Source organism: Pseudomonas reactans (genome assembly GCF_013387025.1).
Lineage (GTDB): Bacteria > Pseudomonadota > Gammaproteobacteria > Pseudomonadales > Pseudomonadaceae > Aquipseudomonas > Aquipseudomonas reactans.
Genome location: NZ_JACAQP010000014.1, coordinates 131,023 through 155,865 on the forward strand (window position 1 = coordinate 131,023; position 24,843 = coordinate 155,865).

A 24,843-nucleotide genomic window follows, 5' to 3' on the forward strand; every position below is an offset into this window, starting at 1 on the left:
TTCGGCCATCAGCCCGGATCACGGAAGCCTGGGTGGAAATCTTTCGGCACGGCAACGCTGACCCTACTGTTGGTGGCGATATCGATGCCTTCGCTGGCCACTTCGGCGAGGAAGTCGATCTGTTCCGGCGTAATCACATAGGGCGGCAAGAAGTACACCACGCTGCCCAGTGGCCGCAACAGCGCGCCGCGCTCCAGGGCGTGCTCGAACACCTTCAGGCCACGGCGTTCCTGCCAGGGGTAGGCGGCCTTGGTGGCTTTGTCCTGCACCATCTCGATGGCCAGCACCATGCCGGTCTGGCGTACTTCCGACACATGCGGGTGGTCCACCAGGTGCGCGGTGGCGGTGGCCATGCGCTGGGCCAGGGCCTTGTTGTTCTCGATGACGTTGTCTTCTTCGAAGATATCCAGGGTCGCCAGCGCCGCCGCACACGCCAGCGGGTTGCCGGTGTAGCTGTGGGAGTGCAGGAAAGCGCGCAGGGTCGGGTAGTCGTCGTAGAACGCGTCGTACACGTCATCGGTGGTGACCACGGCGGCTAACGGCAGGTAACCGCCGGTGAGGGCCTTGGACAGGCACAGGAAGTCCGGGCGGATACCGGCTTGTTCACAGGCGAACATGCTGCCGGTACGACCGAAGCCGACGGCGATTTCGTCATGTATCAAATGCACGCCGTAACGATCGCAGGCTTCGCGCAGCAATTTGAGGTACACCGGGTGGTACATACGCATGCCGCCGGCGCCCTGGATCAGCGGTTCGATGATCACGGCGGCGACGGTGTCGTGGTGCTCGGCGAGGGTCTGTTCCATCACCTGGGCCATCGTGCGCGAGTGGTCTTCCCAGCTCACGCCTTCGGGGCGCAGGTAGCAATCGGGGCTTGGCACTTTGATGGTGTCGAGCAGCAGCGCCTTGTAGGTTTCGGTAAACAGCGGCACGTCGCCCACCGACATCGCGGCGATGGTTTCGCCGTGGTAGCTGTTGGTCAGGGTGACGAAGCGCTTTTTGTTCGGCAGGCCGCGGTTGAGCCAATAGTGAAAGCTCATCTTCAGCGCGACTTCGATGCAGGACGAGCCATTATCGGCGTAGAAGCAGCGGGTCAGGCCCTCGGGCGTCATCTGCACCAGGCGCTCGGACAGTTCGATCACCGGCTGGTGGCTGAAACCGGCCAGGATCACATGTTCCAGCTGGTCGACTTGGTCCTTGATGCGCTGGTTGATACGCGGGTTGGCGTGGCCAAACACGTTGACCCACCAGGAACTGACGGCATCGAGGTAGCGCTTGCCTTCGAAGTCTTCCAGCCACACGCCTTCACCGCGCTTGATCGGAATCAGCGGCAGTTGCTGGTGGTCTTTCATCTGGGTGCAGGGATGCCACAGCACCGCCAGGTCGCGTTGCATCCACTGGTTGTTCAAGCCCATCGGTGATCTCCTCGAAGCGGTCCTGCGGCGGGCGCAGGTAAAACAATCGCGCAAGCCTATGCAATGGACGGCCCTGTCACAAGCCATTACCTGTGAATTGACGGTAAAGGCAGGACGGTCTGTCACGTTTCTTCTGGATAGTCCTTAATCCGATGTTAATTTACCCTTCATACCCTCAAGATCGTATTTCTCGATATTTCAAAGCGAAATTTTCCGCTTTAATTCGATAGGTAAATCGCTAGTCTTGGGCGCACTACTACGGGATTAAGTACATGCAGTTACGCAACTCACCGGCCCGCTATGGCTGGGTCAGCATGGTTTTGCACTGGGGCGTGGCCCTGGTGGTGTTTGGCTTGTTCGCCCTGGGCTTGTGGATGGTCGGTCTCGACTATTACAGCGCCTGGCGCAAAGACGCGCCGGACCTGCACAAAAGCATTGGCATCACGCTGTTCGCCATCATGCTGGTGCGTATTGTCTGGCGCCTGGTGAGCCCTCCGCCGCCACCGCTGGCCAGTTACAGCCGCATGACCCGTATCGGCGCTGCTTTCGGTCATGGGTTCCTTTATCTCGGGTTGTTTGCCGTGATGATCGCCGGTTACCTGATTTCCACCGCAGACGGTGTCGGTATCCCGGTGTTTGGCCTGTTTGAGATTCCTGCCGTGGTTTCCGGACTACCGGACCAGGCAGATAACGCCGGCTTGGTGCATCTGTACCTCGCTTGGGTGTTAGTGGTCTTCGCCGGCTTGCACGGCGTGGCTGCGTTGAAACACCACTTCATTGACCGTGATGCGACCCTGCTTCGTATGCTGGGCCGCAAAGCCTGATGTTCAACCTCGACTCACAAGGAATAGAACGCATGTTGAAAAAGACCCTCGCCGCTCTGGCAATCGGTACTGCCCTGCTGTCCGCAGGTCAGGTGATGGCTGCTGACTACAAGATCGACAAGGAAGGCCAGCACGCCTTCATCGACTGGAAAATCAGCCACCTGGGCTACAGCTTCATCCACGGCACCTTCAAGGACTGGGATGGCACCTTCAGTTGGGATGCCGCCAAGCCTGAGGCCAGCAAAATCGCGGTCGACGTGAAAACCGCCAGCCTGTGGTCCAACCACGCAGAGCGTGACAAGCACATCGCCAGCAAAGATTTCCTGGACGTGGCCAAGTTCGCTGATGCCAAGTTCGTCTCCACCGCAGTCAAGTCCACCGGCGAAAAAACCGCTGACGTGACCGGCGACCTGACCTTCCACGGCGTGACCAAGCCGGTGACCTTCAAGGCCACCTTCAACGGTGAGGGCAAAGACCCGTGGGGCGGCGAGCGTGCTGGCTTCAACGCCAAGACCACCGTCAACCTGAACGACTTCGGCATCAAAGGCCCGGGCCCGTCCTCGCAGACTGTGGACCTGGACATCTCGCTGGAAGGTGTTAAGCAGAAGTAATTTCTGCCTGCACAAAAAATGCCCCGCATCGAAAGATGCGGGGCATTTTTTATTGGGCTACAAAACTCAGCGGTTGCGGGTCAGCAGTGCTGGCTTTTCACCACGAGGACGGCCTGGCAGTTGATCCAACTGCTCGGGTGTCGGGAAGCGATCCGCTTTCGACTCCTTGTGGATGATCTTTGGCGCCGGGCCACCGCGTGGGTTCTGCACGGCCGGTTCGGACGAACGAGGCTGGTCGTCACGGGCTGGGCGACGGTTGTTGCTGCGCGAGTCTTCGCGGCGAGCCTGGCCATCACGTGGAGCACCGTTACGCGGGCCGTTGCGCTTGGCAGGTGGCGTGCCGGTGGTGCCGCCGCTGCTGTTGCGGGGGCCATTCTGACGACCACCTTGTGGCTGGCCGCCACGTGGAGCGCCAGCGCCTGCGCCCTGTGCCGGAGCACCTGGACGACGGCCACGGCCTTGGGCCGGTTTGGCCTGCGGCACGTAGTCGACGCGGTTACCGAAGTTATCCACGTCGTCGTCGAGAAACTCGTCCGGTGCACGGTCGGCAGCAGCGCGTGGCGGCTGGCTCGGCTGGCGCTGTTCGCGGGCTGGGGTGCCTTCACGTGGCTTTTGCTCGCGGGCTGGACGCTCGCCGCGGCCATTTGTGGGCGCCTTTTCCTTACCGCCTTTGTCCTTGCCCTTGTCGCGACGACCGCCGCCACCACCACCGCCGTTCGGGCCATCGCCCTTCGGACCGCGTGGGTTGCGTGGGTTGCGCACGTCCGGACGCTCGCGCGCTTCAGGCTTCTCGGCCTCCACGGCGCTGGCATCGAAGCCCATCAGGTCGCCGTCGGCGATTTTCTGCTTGGTCATGCGTTCGATGCTTTTCAGCAGTTTTTCTTCGTCCGGCGCAACCAGGGAGATGGCTTCACCCGAACGACCGGCACGGCCGGTGCGGCCGATACGGTGCACGTAATCTTCATCGACGTTCGGCAGCTCGAAGTTGACCACGTGTGGCAATTGATCGATATCCAGGCCGCGGGCGGCGATATCGGTGGCGACCAGGATGCGTACGGTGCCGGCCTTGAAGTCAGCCAGGGCCTTGGTGCGTGCGTTCTGGCTCTTGTTGCCGTGGATGGCGACGGCGGTGAGGCCGTGTTTATCCAGGTACTCGGCCAGGCGGTTGGCGCCGTGCTTGGTACGGGTGAAGACCAGCACCTGTTCCCACGCGCCGGCGGTGATCAGGTGGGCCAGCAGCGCACGCTTGTGGCTGGCGGCCAGGCGGAACACGCGTTGCTCGATGCGCTCGACCGTGGTGTTCGGCGGCGTGACTTCGATGCGCTCCGGATTGTGCAGCAGCTTGCCGGCCAGGGCAGTGATGTCCTGGGAGAACGTTGCAGAGAACAGCAGGTTCTGACGTTTGGCCGGCAGGCGGGCGAGGACCTTTTTCACGTCATGGACAAAGCCCATGTCGAGCATGCGGTCGGCTTCGTCCAGCACGAGGATTTCCACGTGGGACAGGTCGACGCTGCCTTGGCCGCACAGGTCGAGCAAACGACCTGGGCATGCCACCAGTACGTCGACGCCACGGGACATGGCCTGAACCTGTGGGTTCATGCCGACACCGCCGAAGATGCAGGCGCTGACGAACTTCAAGTCGCGGGCATACAGCTTGAAGCTGTCGTGCACCTGGGCGGCGAGTTCGCGGGTGGGGGTCAGGACCAGTACGCGTGGTTGGCGCGGGCCATGACGCTGGGATTTGTCCGGGTGACCGTTGGGGAACAACCGCTCCAGAATCGGGAGGGCGAAGCCGCCGGTTTTACCAGTACCTGTCTGAGCCGCAACCATCAGGTCGCGACCTTGCAACACGGCGGGAATGGCCCGCTGTTGCACCGGAGTAGGCTCGGTATAGCCCGCTGCCTCGATGGCGCGGACTAAAGCCTCGGAGAGACCGAGGGAAGCAAAGGACATGAGTAATCCTGTTTTAGTTAGGGCTTGGCCCAAAGGGATAATCTTGCCGGGCGTGAATGGCGCTTAGGGGAGCGCAACCCCGTCCGGTCCTGCTGCGTCTGGCGGGCACTCCACCGGCTCGCGCGGGCTGAAAGCTGCGCTGTAGCGGGGTTGGGTGCCTTTTTCAAGACCTCAGCGGCCGGGCGTGAGCCTGGCGGAAAGGCCGGAGTATAACAGAGCAATCACGGCGCGCTGCTTTCCTGCTGCTCAACGGTGTGTCCAGAGCCCGTAATTGCCTGGATTCCACCATATTTTGCGCTCAACGCGCCATAGGCCGGTTCTTGTTTGAAGCGTTTGAGCTCGGCGGCAAAGCGCTGTACCAGCAGATCCATGCCCGCGCCACGGCGCACAGCGAGGAACTGCTGCTGGCGGCTGACCACGACCGGCGCCTGGCTGACCTTGCCCTCCAGCCCCAGCGCCTTGATCACATACTGGCCCACGCGACGGTCGGTGATCAGCAGATCGATACGGCCGAGCATCAACTTACCGAAGTTGGCCTCATGGCTGGGGGCCGGTTCGCGGTTGAAGAGGGTGGATTCAGTGAACCCTGCACCGTACAGGTAGCCCGGTGACGTGCCGACGGTAAGGCCGCGCAGGTCTTCGAGGCTTTGGGCGGGGTGGGGGCGCTCGTTGGCGTAGAACAGCACGAACTCCACCTCTGACAGCGGTTCGCTGGGGTACAGCAGCAAGGCGTCGCGCTCGTGGCTATGGAAAATATCCAGAGCACCGTCGGCATGGCCCTGGTCGAGCATCGCCAGGCAGCGCTTCCAGGGCAGGAACTGCCATTGCACTTCCACGCCCAAGCGTTGGAACACGATCACTGTGGCTTCGTAGTCAAGCCCCTGCATGGTGCCCTGTTGCTCATACACGTAGGGCGCCCAGGGCTCGGTGACAATGCGCAGTTTCTCGCCGTAAGCGGCCAGGCTCAGGCAAGTAAAAAGGGCAGCGGTCACAAGCTTCAGAATGATGGGCATGCCCTGAGGTTACGATGCTCCTGCCTTAAAGAGAAGCTCTGGCACACGCATCTGCGGGCGATGTTATTTCGCCTCTGAGGTCATCAGGTGCTCATAGATAGCGGTGCGCCGCTCGCCGAGAATAAGACGCACCAGGGGGTTGGCGAACCAATGCTCCAGTTGGTGCGCGTCCACCGGGCATTTTTGGCGTTCTTCCTGGTTCTGCCGCGCCTTGTCCCACCAAACCGGGCCACAGGCCTGGTCGAATTCATTTTCGTGTTCGTAGCAGCCGTAGAGAATCTCGCGGATGAATTGCTGCTTGCGCTTGGGCAGTGCCAGGGTGATCAGCTTGTACATCAGGCGCTGCAGGCGCGGTGGGCGGGGCAGGTGGGCGGAAACCTTGCGTGTATCGGCCAGCGCCTCGGCGCTGATGGGCGCGGCGACATGTTTGGTGATCCACGCTTTGACCTTGGCGCGAAACAGCTGTTTGCGGCTCCAATAATGGTGGATCAGGTCCGGGCACTGGCGCACGTTGACTTGGCGGTACGCGGCCACCGACAGACAGAACTCTTCCAGGGTGTACGCGCCGTGGGCCATCGGAAACAGTTCATCCATCAACTTGATCGAATGATCCAACAGGTGTGCGTCTTGCCGGGCCAGGCCCATCACGCCGGAGTTGAGCAGCCACATATCGTCGTCGGCGACGCCCTTGTCCGCCAGGTATTCGGCCAGGGCTTCATACAGCACACTTTCGCAGTTGTCGCCGTATTTGGAGTGGAACGCGTTGCACAGCAAGGTGCCGGGGGCGACGCGTTCAAACAGCGCCATGGGCGAATCGTGGAAAAACGTGTCCGTGTCGATCAGCAGCGCGCGTTCCGCGGTTTCGAGTACCTGGCGCAATAACACATGTTTGGTACGGAAATGGTAACCATGGGGCTCGCTCCAGCGTTTGCGCGTGGCATCGTCCAGTGTATGGACCTGCACCGGCAAGCCCGCGTAGGGCGTTGGGTTATCGCTGAACACCTGGATATCCAACGGCATGTGCTGTGTGGTGCCCAGATGCGCAAGTGCGCTGGCGATGCTGAATACCGCTTCCTGATGATAGGTCTCGGCGCCGAATACCAGGTAAACCAGCTGCGGGCGAGGAGTCGGGGATGCTGTATTCATTTACTGCTGGCTTCCATTCCGGGAGTGTTTGAACAAAAAAAGCCCCCGTATAAACGAGGGCCTGATGTAGCTGGAACGACCTCAGCGCGGCAGCTTGAGGTTGTTCCAGATAGCAAGGCTCGGCTCAGCCTGGTTCAGGGTATAGAAATGCAAGCCGGGTGCGCCACCTTGCAACAATTCTTCACACATTGTGGTGATGACCTGTTCGCCAAACGCCTGGATGCTCTTGACGTCGTCGCCATAGGCTTCCAGTTGCTTGCGTACCCAGCGTGGGATCTCGGCACCGCAGGCGTCGGAGAAGCGCGCCAGCTTGCTGTAATTGGTGATCGGCATGATGCCTGGCACGATCGGGATATTCACGCCCATCGCCCGTACACGCTCGACGAAGTAGAAGTAGCTGTCGGCGTTGAAGAAGTACTGGGTGATCGCGCTGTCGGCGCCGGCGTTGGCCTTGCGCACGAAATTCTGCAGATCGTCTTCGAAACTATGTGCCTGGGGGTGCATCTCCGGATAAGCCGCCACTTCGATATGGAAGTGATCGCCGGTTTCTTCACGGATGAAGCTCACCAGGTCATTGGCGTGGCGCAACTCACCACTGGCCATGCCCATGCCGGACGGCAGGTCGCCGCGCAGGGCGACGATGCGCTTGATGCCAGCGCTCTCGTATTGGGTCAGGAGGCCGCGCAGGTCGGCCTTGCTGTCGCCCACGCACGACAAGTGCGGAGCGGCGGGAACTTTGACTTGGCTTTCCAGCTGCAACACGGTGTTGATCGTGCGGTCACGGGTCGAACCGCCAGCGCCGTAGGTGCAGGAAAAGAAGTCGGGGTTGTAGCTGGCCAACTGGGTGGCCGTGGCCATCAGTTTTTCATGCCCAGCATCGGTCTTGGTCGGGAAGAACTCGAAGCTGTAGCGACGGTCTTGGGACATGGTCGTATCCTTGGAAACTCAAAAAACCGGAAAGTGTTCACCGTCAATGTGGGAGCGGGCTTGCTCGCGAAAGGGTCGTGTCAGTCGACATAATTATCAACTGACACTCCGCCTTCGCGAGCAAGCCCGCTCCCACACAAGCCCGCTCCGACAGGGAGAGAGCGGATTACTTAGTAGCGGTAAGCGTGCGGCTTGAACGGACCTTCAACGGTCACGCCGATGTAGTCGGCCTGGGTCTTGGTCAGTTGAGTCACTACGCCGCCGAAGCCGCGGACCATTTCCAGGGCCACTTCTTCGTCGAGTTTCTTCGGCAATACTTCCACGGTCAGGCGCTCGGCCTTCTGGGCAGGCGACAGGTCGGCGTACTTCTGGCCGAACAGGAAGATCTGCGCCAGTACCTGGTTGGCGAACGAGCCGTCCATGATGCGGCTTGGGTGGCCAGTGGCGTTGCCCAGGTTAACCAGGCGGCCTTCAGCCAGCAGGATCAGGTAGTCATCGTTCTGCGGGTCGAAATCACCTGCACCGGTACGGTGAACCTTGTGTACCTGTGGCTTCACTTCTTCCCATGCCCAGTTCTTGCGCATGAAAGCGGTGTCGATTTCGTTGTCGAAGTGGCCGATGTTGCAGACAACAGCACGCTTCTTCAGGGCCTTGAGCATGTTCGCGTCGCAGACATTCACGTTACCGGTGGTGGTCACGATCAGGTCGATCTTGCCCAGCAGGGCCTTGTCGATGCTTGCTTCGGTGCCGTCGTTCTGGCCGTTGATGAACGGCGAAACCACTTCGAAACCGTCCATGCAGGCTTGCATGGCGCAGATCGGGTCAACTTCGGAGACTTTTACGATCATGCCTTCCTGACGCAGGGACTGGGACGAACCCTTGCCCACGTCACCGTAGCCGATCACCAGGGCTTGCTTGCCCGACAGCAGGTGGTCGGTACCGCGCTTGATGGCATCGTTCAGGCTGTGACGGCAGCCATACTTGTTGTCGTTCTTGCTCTTGGTCACCGAGTCGTTGACGTTGATGGCCGGGATTTTCAGCTCGCCCTTGGCCAGCATGTCCAGCAGGCGGTGAACGCCAGTGGTGGTCTCTTCGGTCACACCGTGAACGCGGTCGAGGATCTGCGGGTACTTCTTGTGCAGCAGCTCGGTCAGGTCGCCGCCGTCGTCGAGGATCATGTTGGCATCCCATGGCGCGCCATCCTTGAGGATGGTTTGCTCCAGGCACCACTCGTACTCTTCTTCGGTCTCGCCTTTCCAGGCGAATACCGCGATACCGGCAGCAGCGATAGCAGCAGCGGCCTGGTCTTGAGTCGAGAAAATGTTGCAAGACGACCAACGTACTTCGGCACCCAGGGCAACCAGGGTTTCGATCAGCACGGCAGTCTGGATGGTCATGTGGATGCAGCCGAGGATCTTCGCGCCCTTGAGCGGTTGCTCAGCGGCGTACTTGCGACGCAGACCCATCAGGGCTGGCATTTCGGATTCGGCGATAAAGGTTTCGCGACGGCCCCAGGCAGCGAGGGACATGTCGGCGACTTTGTAGTCGTTGAAATCTGCAGGCGTGTTTACTGCGCTCATGAAGAGCCTCCATTCGTAGTGTGCGAATGGGCGCCGTTGTGCGTTTAGTATCCAGCTGGCTAACCAGGCCGGACAACGCCCCATCCGAGCCTGACAGGTTGAACCTGCTGCAGCGCCCCTCGGACAGGTGGCGGGAGAACGGTATCAACTAGAGATGACCGTTTTGAAACGGCGCCGATTATAGCCGTGTGCGCCAGACTTCCCAAGCCTTTCCGTCGGCCATATGAAGATCGCTGATGGGGTTGATAGGCAATGGCGCATAGAGCTTGGGCCCAGGCTCTGCCATGATGTTGCCCATCATTCGGCAAGACGCTTTGGAGTGACCATGAACTTCCACACCCGCAAATGGGTAAAACCCGAAGACCTCAACCCCAACGGCACCCTGTTCGGCGGCAGCCTGCTGCGCTGGATCGACGAAGAAGCGGCGATCTACGCCATCGTCCAACTCGGCAACCAGCGCGTGGTGACCAAGTACATCTCCGAAATAAACTTTGTCAGCGCTTCGCGCCAGGGCGACATCATCGAACTGGGCATCACCGCCACCGAGTTTGGCCGTACTTCCATCACCCTGACGTGCGAAGTGCGCAACAAGATCACCCGCAAAAGCATCCTGACCGTGGAAAAAATGGTCTTCGTCAACCTCGGTGAAGACGGCTTGCCAGCGCCTCACGGACGTACCGAGATCAAATACGTGAAGGATCAGTTTCAGGACGAGTAACCCTGCGCCGGTTTGATTTGCTTTACCAAATCATTCCGCACGGACCTTTCCCAGGCGCTCTCATCACTCAGGGCTACATCCTGAAGAGAGAGCCTGTGTATGAAAGTGTCCAGTTCGCCTGTCCAGATCCAACCCCTGTCACCTCGAAAAATCGACCAAGTCGTGAAGACGCCTCTGGTCGAAGGCGTAGGCCCACGCAAGTTGAGCCTTTATCGTCATAGCGATGGGCGAGTGGAGGTGGCAGTGTCACCGCCCGCGCCCAGTCATCTGGTGCTCAGCGGCGGCGGCGCCAAGGGCATCGCTTTTCCGGGGATGGTGCAGGCGCTGGAAGAGGGTAAGAAGCTGCAAGGGATGAAGGTGATTTCCGGCTCGTCCGCCGGGGCGATTTCCGCAACGCTGCTGGCCAGTGGCATGGACGCCAAGGCGTTCGGCGAGCTGTCGAACAGCATCGACCTGCCCAGCCTGCTCAACAGCAAAGACCCGGTGTCAGCCTGGCTGCAAACGATCAGCACCAAACTTGGCCAGCTTGCCGGGCGTCTGCCTGGCGCGGCCGGCAACATTTCTCAATTGTTGCTGACCATTCTGCCGCGCCTGCAAACCGAAGCGTCGCCCCTTGAAGAGATGATGCGCAATGAGTCGCGCAAATCTATCCTTGCCCATATCGCTGACATGCCCAGGGAAACCCGGCCCGCCGAAGTCATGAAGATTGCCGACAGGCTGAGCGCCGGTGGCACGCCGACCTTTCGTGACCTTGACGTGTTGAGCCGCCATATTCCGGCGATCAAGCAACTCAACATCACCGGCACCGGCATGTTCGACGGCCGCCCGCAATTGGTGGTGTTCAACGCCAGCCTGACACCGGACATGGATATCGCCCGCGCCGCCCGTATTTCAGGCGCGCTGCCGGGGTTGTTCAAGAGCCCGCAAGAGCAAGGCCATGGGTTCCAGCAAGTGGCTGAGGTCACGGCTTTCCAGGACGGTGGGCTGCTCGCCAATACGCCCGCGCCTGGCGTGGTCGGGCAGCCACAGCCGCAAGGTCCGCTGAGCCAGCCTGAGTCCTTGGTCGTGAAGTTTGAGTCCGAGGAAACCACGCCGAAAAAAAGCGGCGGATTTATCAGCAGCATCGTCGACAAAATCACCGGCACGCCACACTCGGCCGCCGAGGCCTATCAGGACGAACGGCTCAAAGCCTATGCCGACCAAACGGTGACCTTGCCGCTGAACACGGACAAAGGCGACTTTCGCGGCATGCTCAACGGCACCGTCAACTTCACCATGACGCCCGAGCAGAAAGAACACCTGCAGGCAAAGGCCCGTCAGGCGGTGGGGGCGCATCTGGAAGAACGCGGGGAGGTGCGTGAGCAATATCCGTTTGCTTCATTGGAGGACGCGGCGTTGGCGATGGACGATGAGATGCTGGCCAGTGTGCAGGGTCAGTTGGCGAAAGATCCGGCGGCTGCCGATGTGCTGCTGTTTCGCAAGACTGCGTTGCAAGCGTTGCAGGCCTTGGACAGTGCCATTGCTGAAGCAAATCAAGCCAGCGACTCGCTGAAGATCACGCCGAAGTTGGCGGCGGCATTGCGCAATCTCGATGCACTCGCCCGTCGGCCGGAGCACATCGAGTGGTTGGGGCGGCGGCTCAACGCGGCAGGGCAACACAATTTCCAGCAACTGTTGCAGGTGGCCGCCAAGCAAGACACGGCTTCCCCCCCGTCCAAAGTCGTGGCCAGTGGTGTGGCTGAAATGAAGCGGCGCGATATCGCGGTGAAAGCCGAGAACTTTACGCGTGAGGTCATCTACCCGTCGCTTTACCGCCCGGGCCAGCCAGCGGCCAACGTCGAGCTGCTACGACGGGCGGCACGTGACTTGGCGGATGCCAAGACACCACAGGCGTTCAACAACGTGCTCGACGGCATCGTCAAATACTACAAGGCGCGCAATAAACCCTGGAGTGTCCCGTTCAGCTCTTCCACTGTGGCAGCAGCCAAGGCCTGGCGCATCCCGGTTTAGTTGCCTGGCCACTGAACAGCCACCGTCGCGGCGTGTCGTAGCTACAGGCACCCCTCGGACTCTGGAACATCATGGCCACTCAAGCAGACGGCAAGACCCCCAACCTGTCGCAGGAAGAGCAGCAGGACGTCGACAAGAACCAGCCGCCTCGCGCGGCGGTTCTGCATGAAATCATCCGCACCCAGGGCGATCAGGAACTGGAGCGCAGTGTCGCCGCCTTGTGGTGGTCGGCGCTCGCCGCCGGGCTGACCATGGGGTTGTCGCTGATGGCCATGGGGTTGCTCAACTCGCGCCTGCCGGATGGCGAAGCCTTCAAGGTGATCGCCAGCTTTGGTTACTGCGCAGGCTTTCTTGCGGTGATCCTCGCGCGTCAGCAATTGTTCACCGAGAACACCTTGACGGCCGTACTGCCGGTGATGAGTAAGCCAACGCTGGGCAACGCCGGGCGACTATTGCGGCTATGGACAGTGGTGCTGGTGGGCAACCTGTGCGGCACTTTGCTGGTGGCTTATGTGATGCTGCACCTGCCGATATTCGACACCAAGACCGACCTGGCCTTCCTCGAAATCGGCCGTAAGATCATGGAGAACGACGCTGGCCAGATGTTCGCCAAGGGCATCGTCTCCGGCTGGATGATCGCCACCATGGTGTGGATGATTCCGTCCATGGAGAGCGCCAAGATGTGGATCATTATCCTCATCACTTACCTGATGGCTTTGGGCGACTTCACCCACATCGTTGTCGGCTCGGCCGAGGTTTCATACCTGGTGTTTGCCGGCGAGTTGCCGTGGAAGGACTTCTGGCTGGTATTCGCCGGGCCGACGCTGGCGGGCAATATCATTGGCGGCAGCTTTATCTTTGCGCTGATCAGCCATGCGCAGATTCGCAGCGAAAGCAAGGCGCCTTCTGCTGTTCACTCCAGCCAAGAAGGGCTTCAGCCTAGGGAAAAGAGGTGATATTGCCCCGCAAAGAATCCAGCACATTCTCTGCGGAGTACATGGTTTAGAGCCTTCAGGCGTTGAACGGTGCACTGGCGGGCTCGACCGCTGTTGTACTGTCAGGCGCCTTCAATTGACCCTCCCAGCGGGCAATCACCAGAGGGGCCAACGCGTTGCCCAACACGTTCAATGCCGTGACCGGCATATCCATCAGGCGATAGACCCCTGCGATGATCGCCACACCCTCCACGGGGAGCCCTGCTGTGGTCAAGGTCGCAGTAAGGATGATAAACATGAAGCCGGGTACGCCGGCGGCACCCTTAGATGTCAACACCATGATCAATATCAGCATCCCCTGATCTGCCAGGCTCAAGTCGATGCCATACGCTTGGGCGATGAACAATGTGCCCAGGGCGGCAAACAGCGATGCACCATCCAGGTTGAACGAGTAGCCCAGCGGGATAACCATGCTGGTGATAGGGCGTGGCGCGCCGTAGCGCTCCATCTTCTCGATCAGTTGAGGCATTACCGTTGCCGAGGCGGCGCTGCTATAGGCCAGCAGCAACTCACTGCGTATTTCTCGCACCAAGTGGAAAAAGCGTACCCCCGTCAGCCGTGCGACGGCGCCCAATACGCACAGTGCAAATAACAGCACCGCCACATACGTCGTGCCGATCAGCTTGGCCAATGGCAGCAAGGCATTGAGGCCATAGCTGGCGACAGTGACCGCGATCAGCCCGAAAATGCCAATCGGCGAGTAGTGCATGACCAGGTGGGTGACTTTGAACATGGTGTCGGAGACGCCTTGCATCACACTGATCAACGGCGCTTTGCGCTCCTCCGGCAGCAGGGACAGCGCACAGCCGAACAGAATGGCGAAAAACAGCACCGAGAGCAGCTTGCCCTGTGACATGGCCAGGACGATGTTATCCGGCACGATCGCCAGCAACGTTTGGCCCAGATTCTGCGTCGTGCCGTTGGCGACCAGCCCTGTGACTGGCGTCTGCAACGTGCTGGCGAACTCGGCACCTGCGCCTGGCTCGACGATATTGGCAACCACCAGGCCGAACACGATTGCAATACTGGTGATCGTGAAGAAATACACGAAGGTCTTGATGCCGACGCGCCCCAGGACGGCAGGATTGCCCATGCCGGCAATGCCGACCGTCATGCAAGCGAAGACCAAAGGTACGACGATCATCTTCATCAGCTTGATGAACAAGTCGCCTGCCGGTTGCAGCAGATTGTCAATGAACCAGGCCTTGTATTCGGGAAACTGGTTGAGCAGGATGCCGACAATTATCCCGGCCGCCAGGCCGATCATGATTCGGGTGACAAGGCTGGTTGGTTTTCTGATGGTCATGGGGTTGCCCTTTATTGTTTTCGTTATCAGGGATTTATTGCGCGAACAATCCTGCGAAGTCCTTGAAGCCTTTTACTTCGATGGGGTTGCCACTGGGGTCGAGAAAAAACAGGGTGCGCTGTTCGCCCGGCTCGCCGGCGAAGCGGATCACGGGCGGGATTTCGAAGGGCACACCTAGCTGGGTGAGACGTTCGGCCAGTACCGTCCACTCATCAAGCGGCAGCACGACGCCAAGATGCGGCATCAGGACTTGATGCTCACCTACCAGGCCGGTACGCGTGGTGGGAAAGGGCGTGCCCAGGTGCAGTGAGAGCTGGTTGCCGAAAAAATCGAAGTCGATCCAGGTCTCGCTGCTGCGGCCTTCCGTGCAGCCCAAAACATCTCGATAAAAAATGCGCGCCTGGTTTAGGTCATAAACATGGTATGCAGCGTGGAAAGGTCTGTTCATGAGGGATCTCCGGGTGGGGGAACCCTCAAATTAAACAGGCCGTGTATCCGGGTAAAACGGATTCGCCTTGGTCTGAGCGAAAGGAAAACTTATGGATGTTCGATTCCTGAGAAGCCTGGTTGCCGTCATTGAAGCCGGCTCCATTGCTGCGGCCGCACGACGCGAAAACCGTACGGCGGCGGCGATCAGCCAACGGATCAAGGCGCTTGAGCGGACGCTGGGTTGCACGCTGCTTATGCGCACGGCGCATGGTGCGTGTGCCTCGGACCAGTGCCTGCTGTTGTTACCAAAAATTCAGGCCGTCATTGAGCAGGCGCGCGAGTTGCAGGAGGACCTGAGCCAGGATGGCTTATCGGGAGAGATCAAGATCGGTGCTGTTTCAACGGCATTAACCGGCGTCCTGCCAGAAGCGATCGAGCGAATGGCGCTGTCGGCACCGAGGCTGAGGCTAAAGATCACACCAGGAGACTCCAGAAGCCTCTATGAACGATTGCTGACCCAGGAATTGGACGCGGTGCTGCTGGTCAGGCCACCGTTTCAGCCGCCCAAGGCGTTGGCGGCGACTTTGTTGCGGGTCGAACCGTTGATTCTGATTGCGCCCACGGAGTGGGGGACGCGGACGCTGGAAGCATTGCTGCGTGAACAGCCACTGATCCGCTACGACGCTCGGTCGTGGGGTGGGCAGATTGCCCAGCGTTACCTGGAGGACCAGTCCTTTGATCCACAGGTGTTGTGCGAGCTGGATGCCTTGGAAACCATTGCCATACTCGTCGCCCAAGGCATGGGGGTATCACTGGTACCGCAGTGGGCGGGGATGTCATGCAGTGGCCTATCCGTCTTGCCGGTCGACGACGCGCCTCGCTATGCGCGGGACTTGGTTGTCATGCATAGCTCGACGCCTCGCCGCCCGGTGGCGATGCGGCATCTGCTTGAACACCTGTGCAGAGCGTCTGCGCACTAGCAACGTGGAGTCTCACGGGCTCACTGCGGCTCGGCTACGCGTTTTACGACTCGACCAATGGTCAAGCCCTGCAGCAAGATCGATGACAACACCACGATGTAGGTGATGCTAAGCAGCAGGTCACGTTCCGGACCCAGCGGCAAAGCCAGTGCCAGTGCCACCGAGACGCCGCCACGCAAACCACCCCAAGTCAGGATGCGGATGGTGCCGCGTGGCACGGTGCGCCAACGCCGTAGCAGCAGAATTGCCGGAGCCACCGTCAGCAAGCGCGACAGCAGGATTGCCACGGCCAGCAGGCTGGCGGCGAATACATGCAGCCAATTGAACGGCAACAGCAGCAGTTCCATGCCGATCAGCGCGAACAGCAGCGCATTGAGCATGTCGTCGAGCAGCTCCCAGAAGCCGTCGAGGTAGCGACGGGTCATGTCGTTCATCGCCAGCTTGCGGCCCAGGTTGCCGATGATCAGGCCGGCGACCACCATTGCAATCGGCGCAGAGACATGCAGTTCGGTGGCCATTGCTGAACCGCCGATCACCAGGGCGAGGGTCAGCATTACTTCGATCTGGTGCTGCTCGATGCTCTTGATCATCAGGTAGACCAGGTAGCCGATCAGTCCGCCGAATACCACGCCGCCGATGGCTTCATGGGCGAATAGCATGGCCGTGGCGCCGACGGTCGGTGTTTCACCCAATTGAGCGATGCCCAGCAACACGGTGAAGACCACCACGGCGGTGCCATCGTTGAACAGCGACTCACCAACGATGGTGGTTTTCAGCGGTTTCGAGGCATTGGCTGTACGCAGTACACCCAACACCGCAATCGGGTCGGTAGGCGAGATCAGCGCGCCGAACAGCAGGCAGTAAAGGAAGCTCACGTGCCAGCCGAACAGGGCAAAGATGTAGTACGCCAGGCTGCCGATCACTACGGTTGCGATCAGTACGCCGAAGGTTGCCAGCAGGCCGATGGGCCAGCGGTAGCTGCGCAGGTCGTTCAGATTCACGTGCAGGGCGCCGGCGAACAGCAGGAACGACAGCATCCAGTTCATCAGCAAGTCGCCGAAGTCGATCTGGCCGATCAACTGCTGGATGCGCTCTTCCAGGCCGGGGTAGCCGAGAACGCTCAACCCTTGCAGGATCAGCGAAAACACCAAGGCCGTGACCATCACACCGATGGTGGGTGGCAGGCCGATAAAGCGGAAGTTCACATAAGTGAGCAGGGTGGTGAGGCAAATAAAGGCGGCGACAAGTTCAAGCATCCGGGGTCCTTGGAAGTTGGGTGGCAGTGCATTGTTGGGGGGATGGACCGCGCCAGCGGCGCGATGTTGCAAGGCATTGGATAAAACGCCATAGAACCTTTGGGCGAGCCAGGGCTAATAGCGGGTGAGTGCGGTCTGGTATTTTTAGTGCTAAAACTCTAATCGCTGTTTAAAACTACAAAAGGAATGTGTGATGACGGTCGCTTTCTGGTGTGTATTGATCGCAATTTTTCTACCTTACCTGTGCACAGGTGTGGCCAAGTTCAGCGGTGGCAAGTTCGGTCCACGGCAGAACCACGACCCTCGCGCGTTCCTGGATACCCTTGAAGGGTTTGCCAAGCGTGCCCACAGTGCCCAGCTCAACAGTTTCGAAGTCACGCCAGCCTTTGCGGCGGCAGTGATCATCGCGCACCTGGCCGGTACGGCCGAATTGGTGACCATCAATGTGCTGGCTGTGCTGTTTATCACCAGCCGCCTGCTGTACATCATCTGTTACCTGGCAGACTGGGCGATCCTGCGTTCGCTGGTGTGGTTCGTGGGGATGGCGTTGATTGCGAGTTTCTTCTTCGTCTCGATCTGAGGGTTGATACAAGCCAGTGTGGGAGCTGGCTTGCCTGCGATGGCGGAGTGTCATCCAGCAAAGATGTTCACTGACACATCGCCATCGCGGGCAAGCCCGGCTCCCACACTCGCTCGGTGTTGTTCTTCAGCTCCCTACGGGCGCATCGGGCACCTGGGGCAACGCTGCACCCTTTGGCCACAACATCCAGATCTGCCCCTGCTGCTTCATATTCCCAGCCAGTTCACCCGCCGCATCGCCGGTGCCCCAGAACAAATCTGCACGCACTTCACCCGTGATCGCGCCACCGGTGTCCTGTGCTGCGACGGGGCGTGCGATTGGCGATCCGTCGGGCTTGGTGGTCGACAGCCACAACAGGCTGCCCAGCGGAATCACCTTGCGATCCACCGCCACGCTGTAGCCGGCGGTCAATGGCACGTTTAACGAGCCGCGCGGGCCTTCGTTGCTGTCGGGGCGCGCGCTGAAGAACACGTAGCTCGGGTTGCTCGCCAGCAGTTCCGGAATGCGCTGTGGGTGCGCCTTGGCCCAGGCGCTGATGGCGCCCATGGTCACGTCTTCTTTCTTCAACTCGCCTTGTTCAACCAGCCAGCGGCCGATAGGACGATAGGGGTAGCCGTTCTGGTCGCCATAACCGACGCGCAGTTGGCGCCCGCCGGCCAGTTGGATGCGGCCCGAGCCTTGGATTTGCAGGAATTGCAGGTCCATCGGGTCCGTCAGCCAGGCAATCGGTTTGGCCGTGGAACCCTGGCCGTTGATGGCGCTGGCATCGTCGTAAGGCTTGAGCACACGACCTTCCAGGCGACCGCGCAGGCGCTTGCCCTTGAGTTCGGGGTAGATACTTTCCAGGTTGACGATGATCAGGTCATCCGGCACGCCGTATACCGGCACGTTGGCTTTTGCGGTTTTAGTCAGGCTGCCGGGGTAGACCGGTTCGTAGTAGCCGGTGATCAAGCCGTTGGGCGTGTTGTCGGCAGAGCGCAGGCCGAACACATCCAGACGCTCCTTGAGGAAGCCCCGCACCGCCGCCGCATTAGCGGGCACGGTCGCAGCGGCTGCGCACGTAGCACCCCAGATCGGGTCCGCCTTGAGGCGTTGGCAGGCGCTGCGCCAGGATTCAAATCCCGCCAGCAAGTCGCTGTCGGACACCGCCGGCAACGCTTCCCACGGCGCATTGACATAAGTGGCGACGGCGTGAGGCTTGGGTGTTTCATCTTTGGCTGTTTCTTTGCCCGCGTCGCAGCCGGCCAGCAGTGCGATCATCGGCAGAGCCCACGCCAGGCGTCGGCTCCAGGGTTTCAAGCTGAGGTTCATACAAGCACTTCCTGAAGCGGTTGCCCGCGTCGCAACGCTGCTGGGCAACCCTTATTATTAATAGGGCTATTGGTCTTTACGGGCGGGGCGAGGATACTGGCCGCCGTTTTCCGTGACCTCGAAGCCACCATGACTTTTAAAAGACTGACCGTTGTATTGCTGGCCTGCCTGACACTGTCCGCCTGTGGCGGCGTTGACCCGAATTCGCCGCTGGGCCAGCGCAAGGCGATCTTCAAGCAGATGCTCAAGACAGGCGAAGACCTGGGCGGCATGCTGCGCGGGCGCATCCCGTTCGACGGCGCTAAATTTGCCGAAGGCGCGGTAAAGTTGGACGCGTTGTCTCATGAGCCGTGGAAACATTTTCCGAGCGTACGCGAAGAAGATCACACCAGTGCCAAGGATGATGTCTGGCAGAAGCAGGCGCAATTCCAGCAACTGGCCCGCGACCTGGAAGCGGCCACCGGTGAATTGGTGACCATCAGCCAAGTGCAGCCTTACAAGGCCAGCAACCTGGGGCCGGCGGTGCAGAAAGTAGAAGATGCCTGCAGCGCCTGCCATAAGCAGTTCCGGGACCACTGACCGGTTTTACTGGTCGAGCTCTTCCACCGCGTCCTGCAGTTCTTTGCGGGACTCGGCGAGTTTGTCCTTACGTTTGTTGATCTTGTCTGCATCGCCTTTTTTCATGGCCTTGTCGAGGTCGGCCTGACGGCGGCTGACTTCATGCTTGGCATCCAGCACCTTGTTTTCGCGCTCCTTCTTCAAGGACGCGTCGGTGCAATTGGCGGTGACTTCGCTCAGGGCTTTTTCCAGGCCTGCCTGCTGGGCACTGTTGCCGTGGGCCTTGGCCTGTTCGATCTGGGCGCTGATGGCTTGGCGCTTGGCGGCGCAGCCGGTGAGCTGAGGCGCCTCTTCGGCGGCCATCAGGGGGGTCGCCATGAAGCTTGCGACGGTCAACAGGGCAAAGGGTGCTAGAAATTTCATGTGAGACTCCAAGGTCGCAATCTGATGGTCGGCTCGGGTTCAAAACCCGTCGATGCCGGCCACGTGTAATGTGTCTGCCAAGGCCTGTACTTGCGGGTCGCGGAAAAAAGCGCTCAGTTGCGCCGCGCGGCCCGGGCCGATGCCATCAATGGTCTGCCAGGCCTGGGTGTCGCGCGCGACCAGCGTCTGCCAGTCGCCTTCCAGGTTGTTGCGTGCCGCAGGCGGTACGCCCAAGGCTTTGAGCCATTGAGCAAAGGACTGTTGCCGCGCGTTGTGGAGGCTTTCGAGCACGCGCGCGCGGCTGCGATCACCCAAGCCATCAATGTTAGCAAGCTCTGCCGCATCCAGGGTTAACCAATCGAGAAAGCCTGCGATTAGACCAGCCTGGATCAATATGTTCCAGGTCTCGCGGCCTATGTGGGGTAATGCAAGGCCTTGATTGCTGCTCAGCCAGGTCAGGCGCGCAAGTAACTGCTCTTCGCAGCCAGGGTCCAGTTGCCAGCAGCTCAAGGCATGATAGTCCCGTGGGTCAGGCGCTTTCAGGTCTGCCCTATGAGGGTTTCGCAGGATGACTTCATCCAGTCGCGGAATCACCTGGCCCGCCAGGCTGATGGAGACCTGGTCGCCAGGGCGGATATCCAACGCTTGCCAACGCTTCAATGAGCCGGTACTCACCCGGCTGATCTGCCGGTCATCCAACCGCACGGGTTCCAGCTCAAGCATCGGCGTGATGCGTCCGGTGCGCCCGATCTTGAATTGCACGTTGCGCACCAGTGCCAGGGCCTTGGCAGCCGGGTACTTCCAGGCGACCGCCCAATAAGGTTCACTGGCCTGCCAGCGTTGGGCGGGCGCGCGCTGCGCCTGGTGCAGCACCACTCCATCGCTGGCGAATGGCAATGGATGGTTGTACCAATAGGCGCGCCAGTGCGTGGCGTCGGCGATATCCCGGATGGGCTGACTGTAGCGTCGGCTATCGGTAAAACCCCAGCGAGCCAGCGTGGCCAGGCGCTCGGTAAACGAGTCAGGCCCCTCCGGCCACGCCCAGACGAACAGGCCTATGCCGGCAGCGTCCGCGTCGCTCAGATGCAGGCGGTTCATCAGCCCGGCCACCTTGCTGCGGGCATTGAGCCCGCCATTTGCCGATTGCACATGGTCGTCGAGTCGCCAATAGAGTTCGCCTTGCAGCACCAGGTCGATAGGCTCCGGCAGTTGCTGGACAATGCCGGGGATCTTGCGCGCGGACACTGACCAGTCGCGGCCCATCAAGCCGTCGCCCCGGCTGATGACGTGCCGCAGGCGGCCTCGTTGATAAACCAGCGTCACCGCCACGCCATCCACCTTGGGTTGAATCCATACCTCTTTGCGTGTTTGCAGCCAGGTACCGACCGCCTGTTCATCTGGCAGCTTCTCAAGACCCGTATGGGCAATGGGGTGAGCTCGGGTGCCGCGTGAACTCGCCAGTGGCTTGTCGGGTTTCGTGAGGGAATCGGGGAAACATTGGCGCCAGCGGGCCAGGCGTTGACGCGCCTGGTCATAGAGTTCGTCGCTGACGGGGGATTGGTTGAGGCGGTGGTAGCTGTCGTCCCACAAACGTATCTGTTCGGCCAGGGTGTTGACCTGTGCCCGGTCTGCGTCGGGACACTCCTCGGCCCACCCCACGCTGGGTAAAATGCTGAGTAAAAGTGCTAGCAGTAAATGCATCATGAGCATCCTTGCTCGAAAAGGGTGCCCAGCCTAAATGATCCACTCAGGCACAAAAAAGCCCCGACGCTGCGGGGCTTTTTACTGGGTGTTTCTATTTACTTGAACAGACCACCCAAGGCTTTCACGGCGTCGGGCTTATCGGCCTTGGCCTCCTGTGTTTGCTGCTTGGCGTCGGCTTTGGCCTGGGCTTCAGAAAGTTTGTCACAACCTTTGTTGATCTGGTCCTGGGCGGCTTTGAAGGCCTTCACTTTCAGGGTGTCCTTCTGGGCTTCGGCGGCATCGATCTTGGCTTGCAGGTCGTTGGCTTGTTTCTGGCAATCGCCGGAGTTGCCGCCACCCAGTTGGGCGCTCAGGGCGCCACTCAGTGCGCTCAGGTCGGCGGCGTTTACCGGCAGGGCGAACAGGCTGAGCAGAAGGACGGCAGGGGCGAGCGTGGAAATGCGCATGAAAAACCTCAATGTTCGATTGCCTGCGCGCTGATCAATCCCGGGCTGGCGCAGGGCAATATCCAAATAAGGTGAAGGGCCCGAGAGGGCGCGGATTCTAAGGGGCCATCATTGGGCCTGCAAGCTTTGGATCCAAAAAGCGTGAAGGTCGTCGCGCAATAAAAAAGCCCCGCCGGAATAACCCGGCGGGGCTTTTGTACATCGAGAGCGATTACAGGCCGGCAGCAGTGCGCAGTTCGTTGGCGCGGTCGGTTTTTTCCCAGGTGAAGGTGGTGAAGGTGTCGTTGCCGACAGTCTTCTGCGCAGGGGTACGCCCGAAGTGGCCGTAGGCTGCGGTTTCCTGGTACATCGGGTGCAGCAGGTCGAGCATGGTGGTGATCGCGTAAGGGCGCAGGTCGAAGATCTCACGCACCAGCTTCACAATCTTGTCATCGCTGATCTTGCCGGTGCCGAAGGTATTCAGCGAGATCGACGTAGGCTGGGCCACACCAATGGCGTAGGAAACCTGAATCTCGCAGCGCTCGGCCAAGCCGGCGGCGACGATGTTCTTGGCCACGTAACGACCCGCGTAAGCAGCCGAACGGTCAACCTTGGATGGATCTTTACCCGAGAACGCGCCACCGCCGTGACGGGCCATACCGCCGTAGCTGTCGACGATGATCTTGCGACCGGTCAGGCCACAGTCGCCCACTGGGCCGCCGATGATGAACTGGCCAGTCGGGTTGATGTGGAACTGGGTGTCCTTGCTCAGCAATTCGGCCGGCAGCACGTGCTTGACGATCAGCTCCATCACGCCTTCGCGCAGGTCGGCGTAGGACACGTCCGGGTTGTGCTGGGTCGACAGTACGACAGCGTCGATACCGACGACTTTGCCGCCTTCGTAACGGCAGGTCACCTGTGACTTGGCGTCCGGGCGCAGCCACGGCAGCAAGCCGGATTTACGCGCTTCGGCCTGACGCTGCACCAGCTGATGCGAGAAGGTGATCGGCGCAGGCATCAGCACGTCGGTTTCGTTGCTGGCATAGCCGAACATCAGGCCTTGGTCGCCGGCGCCTTGATCTTCAGGCTTGGCACGGTCGACACCCTGGTTGATGTCCGGGGATTGCTTGCCGATGATGTTCATCACGCCGCAGGTCGCGCCGTCGAAACCGACGTCGGAGCTGGTGTAGCCGATGTCGGTGATCACGTCACGAACGATCTGCTCCAGGTCAACCCAGGCCGTGGTGGTGACTTCGCCAGCGATGATCGCTACACCGGTTTTCACCAGAGTCTCGCACGCCACACGGGCGAACTTGTCTTCAGCAATGATGGCGTCCAGCACCGCATCAGAAATCTGGTCGGCGATTTTGTCCGGATGCCCTTCAGACACGGACTCGGAGGTGAAAAGGGAGTATTCGCTCATCTCGATGTTTTCCTGATATTTACCGATGGTGAGTGTCGCCAGCCGGTCGCTGAAAGTGGCGGACCTGAATCTGGAAACCATTGCGTAAACCTACATAGAGGCTTTCCCCGGGAACAAGTCCCGCAGCGGTGGCCCAACGGGCCAGATCATCCTGTTCAAAACCCAACCAGAGATCACCGCAGGCCTCCCTGGCCCAATTCTGGTTGTGGCTGCATAAATCCGTAACCAGCAGGCTACCGCCGGGGTGCAGCAGCCCCGCCATTTGCTTAAGGGCGTCAGCGGGGGCGGCGAAATGGTGCAAGACCATGTTCAACACCACGCAGTCGGCCTTGATCGTTGTGCTGTTCAATGCGTCGGCCAACTGCAGGCTGACATTGCCCAGCGACTCGCGCTCACAGAGCTGGCGTGCCAGTTCGAGCATCGCCGGGCTATTGTCCAAGGCTGTGACTTGCTGAAAGCGCCGTGCCAGCTCTGGCAGGAAACCGCCGTCGCCAGGGCCGACTTCCAGTGCCGTGGCGTCATCACTGAAGCTCAATTTGTCGAGCAACGCCAATACGCTGTCGCGGTATTGGGCAAGGCCAGCAATCAGGTCTTGCTGGGCGCGAAATTTCTCGGCAACCCGTGCGAAAAAATCCTGGCTGGCGGCGGCGCGTTGCCCATGCACCTGGCCGATACGCGACTGTACGTCGCCTGGCAGGCTCAGGTTATCCACTTCTTCAAGCAGGGCTGCGTGCAGCTTGCCGCCCAGCAGCTCGGTATGGGGCAGGGCGCGGCGGTAGAAAATCGCATTGCCTTCGCGGCGGGTAGCCACCAGGTCGGCCTGGGCCAGCACCTTCAAGTGATGGCTCATGCCGGATTGGCCAATGGCAAAGATCTGCGCCAGTTCCAGTACGCCGAAGGAATCGTTGGCCAGTGCGCGCAACACGTTTAGACGCAACGGATCGCCAGCGGCCTTGCACAAGGCTGCCAGTTCATCGCCGTCGTCGGGGCGCAGTGAGGGCATGGGTAGATTCATAAGGCCAGCAGTCTAGTGACGGGTCGAGTGCATCGCAAGGCCAATATCAAAAAGTTTTGATATTGATCGATAAGTGGCGGTTATAAGCCGCCGCTATAACCTTTAGACGAACCGGCTAAAGCTTTCTGCAAGGGATTGATGCCCAAAGCACAGGAAAAACACCCCCAAGTGACTATCTGTCATTGCCCACAGGCGGTGGCTGAGGGAAAATGCCGGTCCTTTTTTCCGTTTCTTTTAAGCA

Annotated in this window: 23 protein-coding genes and 1 riboswitch; of the genes, 8 read left to right on the plus strand and 15 right to left on the minus strand. The window is 60.2% G+C overall.

The window, feature by feature from the left end:
• Positions 1-8: 8 nt before the first annotated feature.
• Positions 9-1,415, minus strand: a complete 1,407-nt coding sequence (locus tag HX793_RS17375) for an adenosylmethionine--8-amino-7-oxononanoate transaminase (protein ID WP_016976075.1) — start codon at positions 1,413-1,415, stop codon at positions 9-11.
• A gap of 272 nt (positions 1,416-1,687) precedes the next feature.
• Here HX793_RS17375 and HX793_RS17380 point away from each other — a divergent pair, with 272 nt between their 5' ends.
• Positions 1,688-2,239: a cytochrome b gene (locus HX793_RS17380; protein WP_016976076.1), complete on the plus strand. Its 552-nt coding sequence runs from the start codon at positions 1,688-1,690 to the stop codon at positions 2,237-2,239.
• A 32-nt stretch (positions 2,240-2,271) separates the two neighbouring features.
• Positions 2,272-2,850 carry a YceI family protein gene (locus HX793_RS17385; protein ID WP_016976077.1) on the plus strand — a complete coding sequence of 193 codons (579 nt, stop codon included), beginning with the start codon at positions 2,272-2,274 and terminating at the stop codon, positions 2,848-2,850.
• Between the two features lie 66 nt (positions 2,851-2,916).
• On the opposite strand, the gene rhlE2 is transcribed toward HX793_RS17385, so the two are convergent.
• From rhlE2 to ahcY, 5 genes are all read right to left on the minus strand, one after another.
• Positions 2,917-4,803, minus strand: coding sequence for an RNA helicase RhlE2 (gene rhlE2, locus HX793_RS17390; protein WP_016977731.1), 1,887 nt, complete (start codon positions 4,801-4,803; stop codon positions 2,917-2,919).
• A gap of 221 nt (positions 4,804-5,024) precedes the next feature.
• Complete coding sequence (locus HX793_RS17395; protein ID WP_177052703.1) at positions 5,025-5,816, minus strand: substrate-binding periplasmic protein; 792 nt, start codon at positions 5,814-5,816, stop codon at positions 5,025-5,027.
• A 63-nt stretch (positions 5,817-5,879) separates the two neighbouring features.
• Positions 5,880-6,962: a hypothetical protein gene (locus HX793_RS17400; protein ID WP_177059216.1), complete on the minus strand. Its 1,083-nt coding sequence runs from the start codon at positions 6,960-6,962 to the stop codon at positions 5,880-5,882.
• 81 nt (positions 6,963-7,043) lie between these two features.
• Entirely contained in the window at positions 7,044-7,889 is an 846-nt protein-coding gene (gene metF / locus HX793_RS17405; RefSeq protein ID WP_177094306.1) for a methylenetetrahydrofolate reductase [NAD(P)H], read from the minus strand.
• 170 nt (positions 7,890-8,059) lie between these two features.
• Positions 8,060-9,469, minus strand: coding sequence for an adenosylhomocysteinase (ahcY, locus tag HX793_RS17410; protein WP_016977735.1), 1,410 nt, complete (start codon positions 9,467-9,469; stop codon positions 8,060-8,062).
• 21 nt (positions 9,470-9,490) lie between these two features.
• Positions 9,491-9,596: riboswitch (S-adenosyl-L-homocysteine riboswitch) on the minus strand.
• Positions 9,597-9,794: 198 nt separating this feature from the next.
• On the opposite strand from ahcY, the gene HX793_RS17415 reads away from it, so the two are divergent.
• From HX793_RS17415 to HX793_RS17425, 3 genes are all read left to right on the plus strand, one after another.
• Positions 9,795-10,187, plus strand: a complete 393-nt coding sequence (locus HX793_RS17415; protein WP_016977737.1) for an acyl-CoA thioesterase — start codon at positions 9,795-9,797, stop codon at positions 10,185-10,187.
• A gap of 99 nt (positions 10,188-10,286) precedes the next feature.
• Complete coding sequence (locus HX793_RS17420; protein ID WP_177059218.1) at positions 10,287-12,197, plus strand: patatin-like phospholipase family protein; 1,911 nt, start codon at positions 10,287-10,289, stop codon at positions 12,195-12,197.
• A 71-nt stretch (positions 12,198-12,268) separates the two neighbouring features.
• Positions 12,269-13,153, plus strand: a complete 885-nt coding sequence (locus HX793_RS17425) for a formate/nitrite transporter family protein (protein WP_177052706.1) — start codon at positions 12,269-12,271, stop codon at positions 13,151-13,153.
• Between the two features lie 55 nt (positions 13,154-13,208).
• Here HX793_RS17425 and HX793_RS17430 read toward each other — a convergent pair whose 3' ends face one another.
• Entirely contained in the window at positions 13,209-14,498 is a 1,290-nt protein-coding gene (locus HX793_RS17430) for a cation:dicarboxylate symporter family transporter (RefSeq protein WP_256354368.1), read from the minus strand.
• Positions 14,499-14,532: 34 nt separating this feature from the next.
• Positions 14,533-14,946 (minus strand): VOC family protein, encoded by a 414-nt coding sequence (locus HX793_RS17435; RefSeq protein ID WP_177052707.1) that lies wholly within the window; start codon positions 14,944-14,946, stop codon positions 14,533-14,535.
• Positions 14,947-15,037: 91 nt separating this feature from the next.
• Here HX793_RS17435 and HX793_RS17440 point away from each other — a divergent pair, with 91 nt between their 5' ends.
• A complete protein-coding gene (locus HX793_RS17440; RefSeq protein WP_177052708.1) occupies positions 15,038-15,907 on the plus strand; it encodes a LysR substrate-binding domain-containing protein in 870 nt (289 codons plus the stop codon).
• 20 nt (positions 15,908-15,927) lie between these two features.
• Here HX793_RS17440 and HX793_RS17445 read toward each other — a convergent pair whose 3' ends face one another.
• On the minus strand, positions 15,928-17,163 hold the full coding sequence (locus tag HX793_RS17445; RefSeq protein ID WP_016977743.1) for a cation:proton antiporter: 1,236 nt from the start codon (positions 17,161-17,163) through the stop codon (positions 15,928-15,930).
• A gap of 193 nt (positions 17,164-17,356) precedes the next feature.
• On the opposite strand from HX793_RS17445, the gene HX793_RS17450 reads away from it, so the two are divergent.
• On the plus strand, positions 17,357-17,743 hold the full coding sequence (locus HX793_RS17450; RefSeq protein ID WP_016977744.1) for an MAPEG family protein: 387 nt from the start codon (positions 17,357-17,359) through the stop codon (positions 17,741-17,743).
• Between the two features lie 126 nt (positions 17,744-17,869).
• Here the strand turns inward: HX793_RS17450 and mltA are convergent, their stop codons facing one another.
• Positions 17,870-19,054, minus strand: coding sequence for a murein transglycosylase A (gene mltA, locus HX793_RS17455; RefSeq protein ID WP_177052709.1), 1,185 nt, complete (start codon positions 19,052-19,054; stop codon positions 17,870-17,872).
• Between the two features lie 129 nt (positions 19,055-19,183).
• Here mltA and HX793_RS17460 point away from each other — a divergent pair, with 129 nt between their 5' ends.
• Positions 19,184-19,633, plus strand: coding sequence for a c-type cytochrome (locus HX793_RS17460; protein WP_016977746.1), 450 nt, complete (start codon positions 19,184-19,186; stop codon positions 19,631-19,633).
• Between the two features lie 6 nt (positions 19,634-19,639).
• Here the strand turns inward: HX793_RS17460 and HX793_RS17465 are convergent, their stop codons facing one another.
• The 5 genes from HX793_RS17465 to HX793_RS17485 form a co-directional block, all read right to left on the minus strand.
• The gene (locus HX793_RS17465) at positions 19,640-20,035 is read right to left on the minus strand and encodes a DUF1090 domain-containing protein (RefSeq protein ID WP_016977747.1); all 396 of its coding nucleotides are present in this window, start codon (positions 20,033-20,035) and stop codon (positions 19,640-19,642) included.
• A gap of 39 nt (positions 20,036-20,074) precedes the next feature.
• Positions 20,075-21,739, minus strand: a complete 1,665-nt coding sequence (gene ligB, locus HX793_RS17470) for an NAD-dependent DNA ligase LigB (RefSeq protein ID WP_177052710.1) — start codon at positions 21,737-21,739, stop codon at positions 20,075-20,077.
• Positions 21,740-21,834: 95 nt separating this feature from the next.
• A complete protein-coding gene (locus HX793_RS17475; protein WP_016977749.1) occupies positions 21,835-22,185 on the minus strand; it encodes a hypothetical protein in 351 nt (116 codons plus the stop codon).
• Between the two features lie 211 nt (positions 22,186-22,396).
• A complete protein-coding gene (gene metK, locus HX793_RS17480; protein ID WP_177052711.1) occupies positions 22,397-23,587 on the minus strand; it encodes a methionine adenosyltransferase in 1,191 nt (396 codons plus the stop codon).
• A 19-nt stretch (positions 23,588-23,606) separates the two neighbouring features.
• Complete coding sequence (locus HX793_RS17485; protein WP_016977751.1) at positions 23,607-24,602, minus strand: ArsR/SmtB family transcription factor; 996 nt, start codon at positions 24,600-24,602, stop codon at positions 23,607-23,609.
• Between the last annotated feature and the right edge of the window lie 241 nt (positions 24,603-24,843).

Excerpts from the sequence above, each read along its gene's own strand:
- HX793_RS17375 (WP_016976075.1), bottom strand. The coding sequence starts at position 1,415 with ATGGGCTTGAACAACCAGTGGATGCAACGCGACCTGGCGGTGCTGTGG.
- HX793_RS17380 (WP_016976076.1), top strand. The coding sequence starts at position 1,688 with ATGCAGTTACGCAACTCACCGGCCCGCTATGGCTGGGTCAGCATGGTT.
- HX793_RS17385 (WP_016976077.1), top strand. The coding sequence starts at position 2,272 with ATGTTGAAAAAGACCCTCGCCGCTCTGGCAATCGGTACTGCCCTGCTG.
- rhlE2 (WP_016977731.1), bottom strand. The coding sequence starts at position 4,803 with ATGTCCTTTGCTTCCCTCGGTCTCTCCGAGGCTTTAGTCCGCGCCATC.
- HX793_RS17395 (WP_177052703.1), bottom strand. The coding sequence starts at position 5,816 with ATGCCCATCATTCTGAAGCTTGTGACCGCTGCCCTTTTTACTTGCCTG.
- HX793_RS17400 (WP_177059216.1), bottom strand. The coding sequence starts at position 6,962 with ATGAATACAGCATCCCCGACTCCTCGCCCGCAGCTGGTTTACCTGGTA.
- metF (WP_177094306.1), bottom strand. The coding sequence starts at position 7,889 with ATGTCCCAAGACCGTCGCTACAGCTTCGAGTTCTTCCCGACCAAGACC.
- ahcY (WP_016977735.1), bottom strand. The coding sequence starts at position 9,469 with ATGAGCGCAGTAAACACGCCTGCAGATTTCAACGACTACAAAGTCGCC.
- HX793_RS17415 (WP_016977737.1), top strand. The coding sequence starts at position 9,795 with ATGAACTTCCACACCCGCAAATGGGTAAAACCCGAAGACCTCAACCCC.
- HX793_RS17420 (WP_177059218.1), top strand. The coding sequence starts at position 10,287 with ATGAAAGTGTCCAGTTCGCCTGTCCAGATCCAACCCCTGTCACCTCGA.
- HX793_RS17425 (WP_177052706.1), top strand. The coding sequence starts at position 12,269 with ATGGCCACTCAAGCAGACGGCAAGACCCCCAACCTGTCGCAGGAAGAG.
- HX793_RS17430 (WP_256354368.1), bottom strand. The coding sequence starts at position 14,498 with ATGACCATCAGAAAACCAACCAGCCTTGTCACCCGAATCATGATCGGC.
- HX793_RS17435 (WP_177052707.1), bottom strand. The coding sequence starts at position 14,946 with ATGAACAGACCTTTCCACGCTGCATACCATGTTTATGACCTAAACCAG.
- HX793_RS17440 (WP_177052708.1), top strand. The coding sequence starts at position 15,038 with ATGGATGTTCGATTCCTGAGAAGCCTGGTTGCCGTCATTGAAGCCGGC.
- HX793_RS17445 (WP_016977743.1), bottom strand. The coding sequence starts at position 17,163 with ATGCTTGAACTTGTCGCCGCCTTTATTTGCCTCACCACCCTGCTCACT.
- HX793_RS17450 (WP_016977744.1), top strand. The coding sequence starts at position 17,357 with ATGACGGTCGCTTTCTGGTGTGTATTGATCGCAATTTTTCTACCTTAC.
- mltA (WP_177052709.1), bottom strand. The coding sequence starts at position 19,054 with ATGAACCTCAGCTTGAAACCCTGGAGCCGACGCCTGGCGTGGGCTCTG.
- HX793_RS17460 (WP_016977746.1), top strand. The coding sequence starts at position 19,184 with ATGACTTTTAAAAGACTGACCGTTGTATTGCTGGCCTGCCTGACACTG.
- HX793_RS17465 (WP_016977747.1), bottom strand. The coding sequence starts at position 20,035 with ATGAAATTTCTAGCACCCTTTGCCCTGTTGACCGTCGCAAGCTTCATG.
- ligB (WP_177052710.1), bottom strand. The coding sequence starts at position 21,739 with ATGATGCATTTACTGCTAGCACTTTTACTCAGCATTTTACCCAGCGTG.
- HX793_RS17475 (WP_016977749.1), bottom strand. The coding sequence starts at position 22,185 with ATGCGCATTTCCACGCTCGCCCCTGCCGTCCTTCTGCTCAGCCTGTTC.
- metK (WP_177052711.1), bottom strand. The coding sequence starts at position 23,587 with ATGAGCGAATACTCCCTTTTCACCTCCGAGTCCGTGTCTGAAGGGCAT.
- HX793_RS17485 (WP_016977751.1), bottom strand. The coding sequence starts at position 24,602 with ATGAATCTACCCATGCCCTCACTGCGCCCCGACGACGGCGATGAACTG.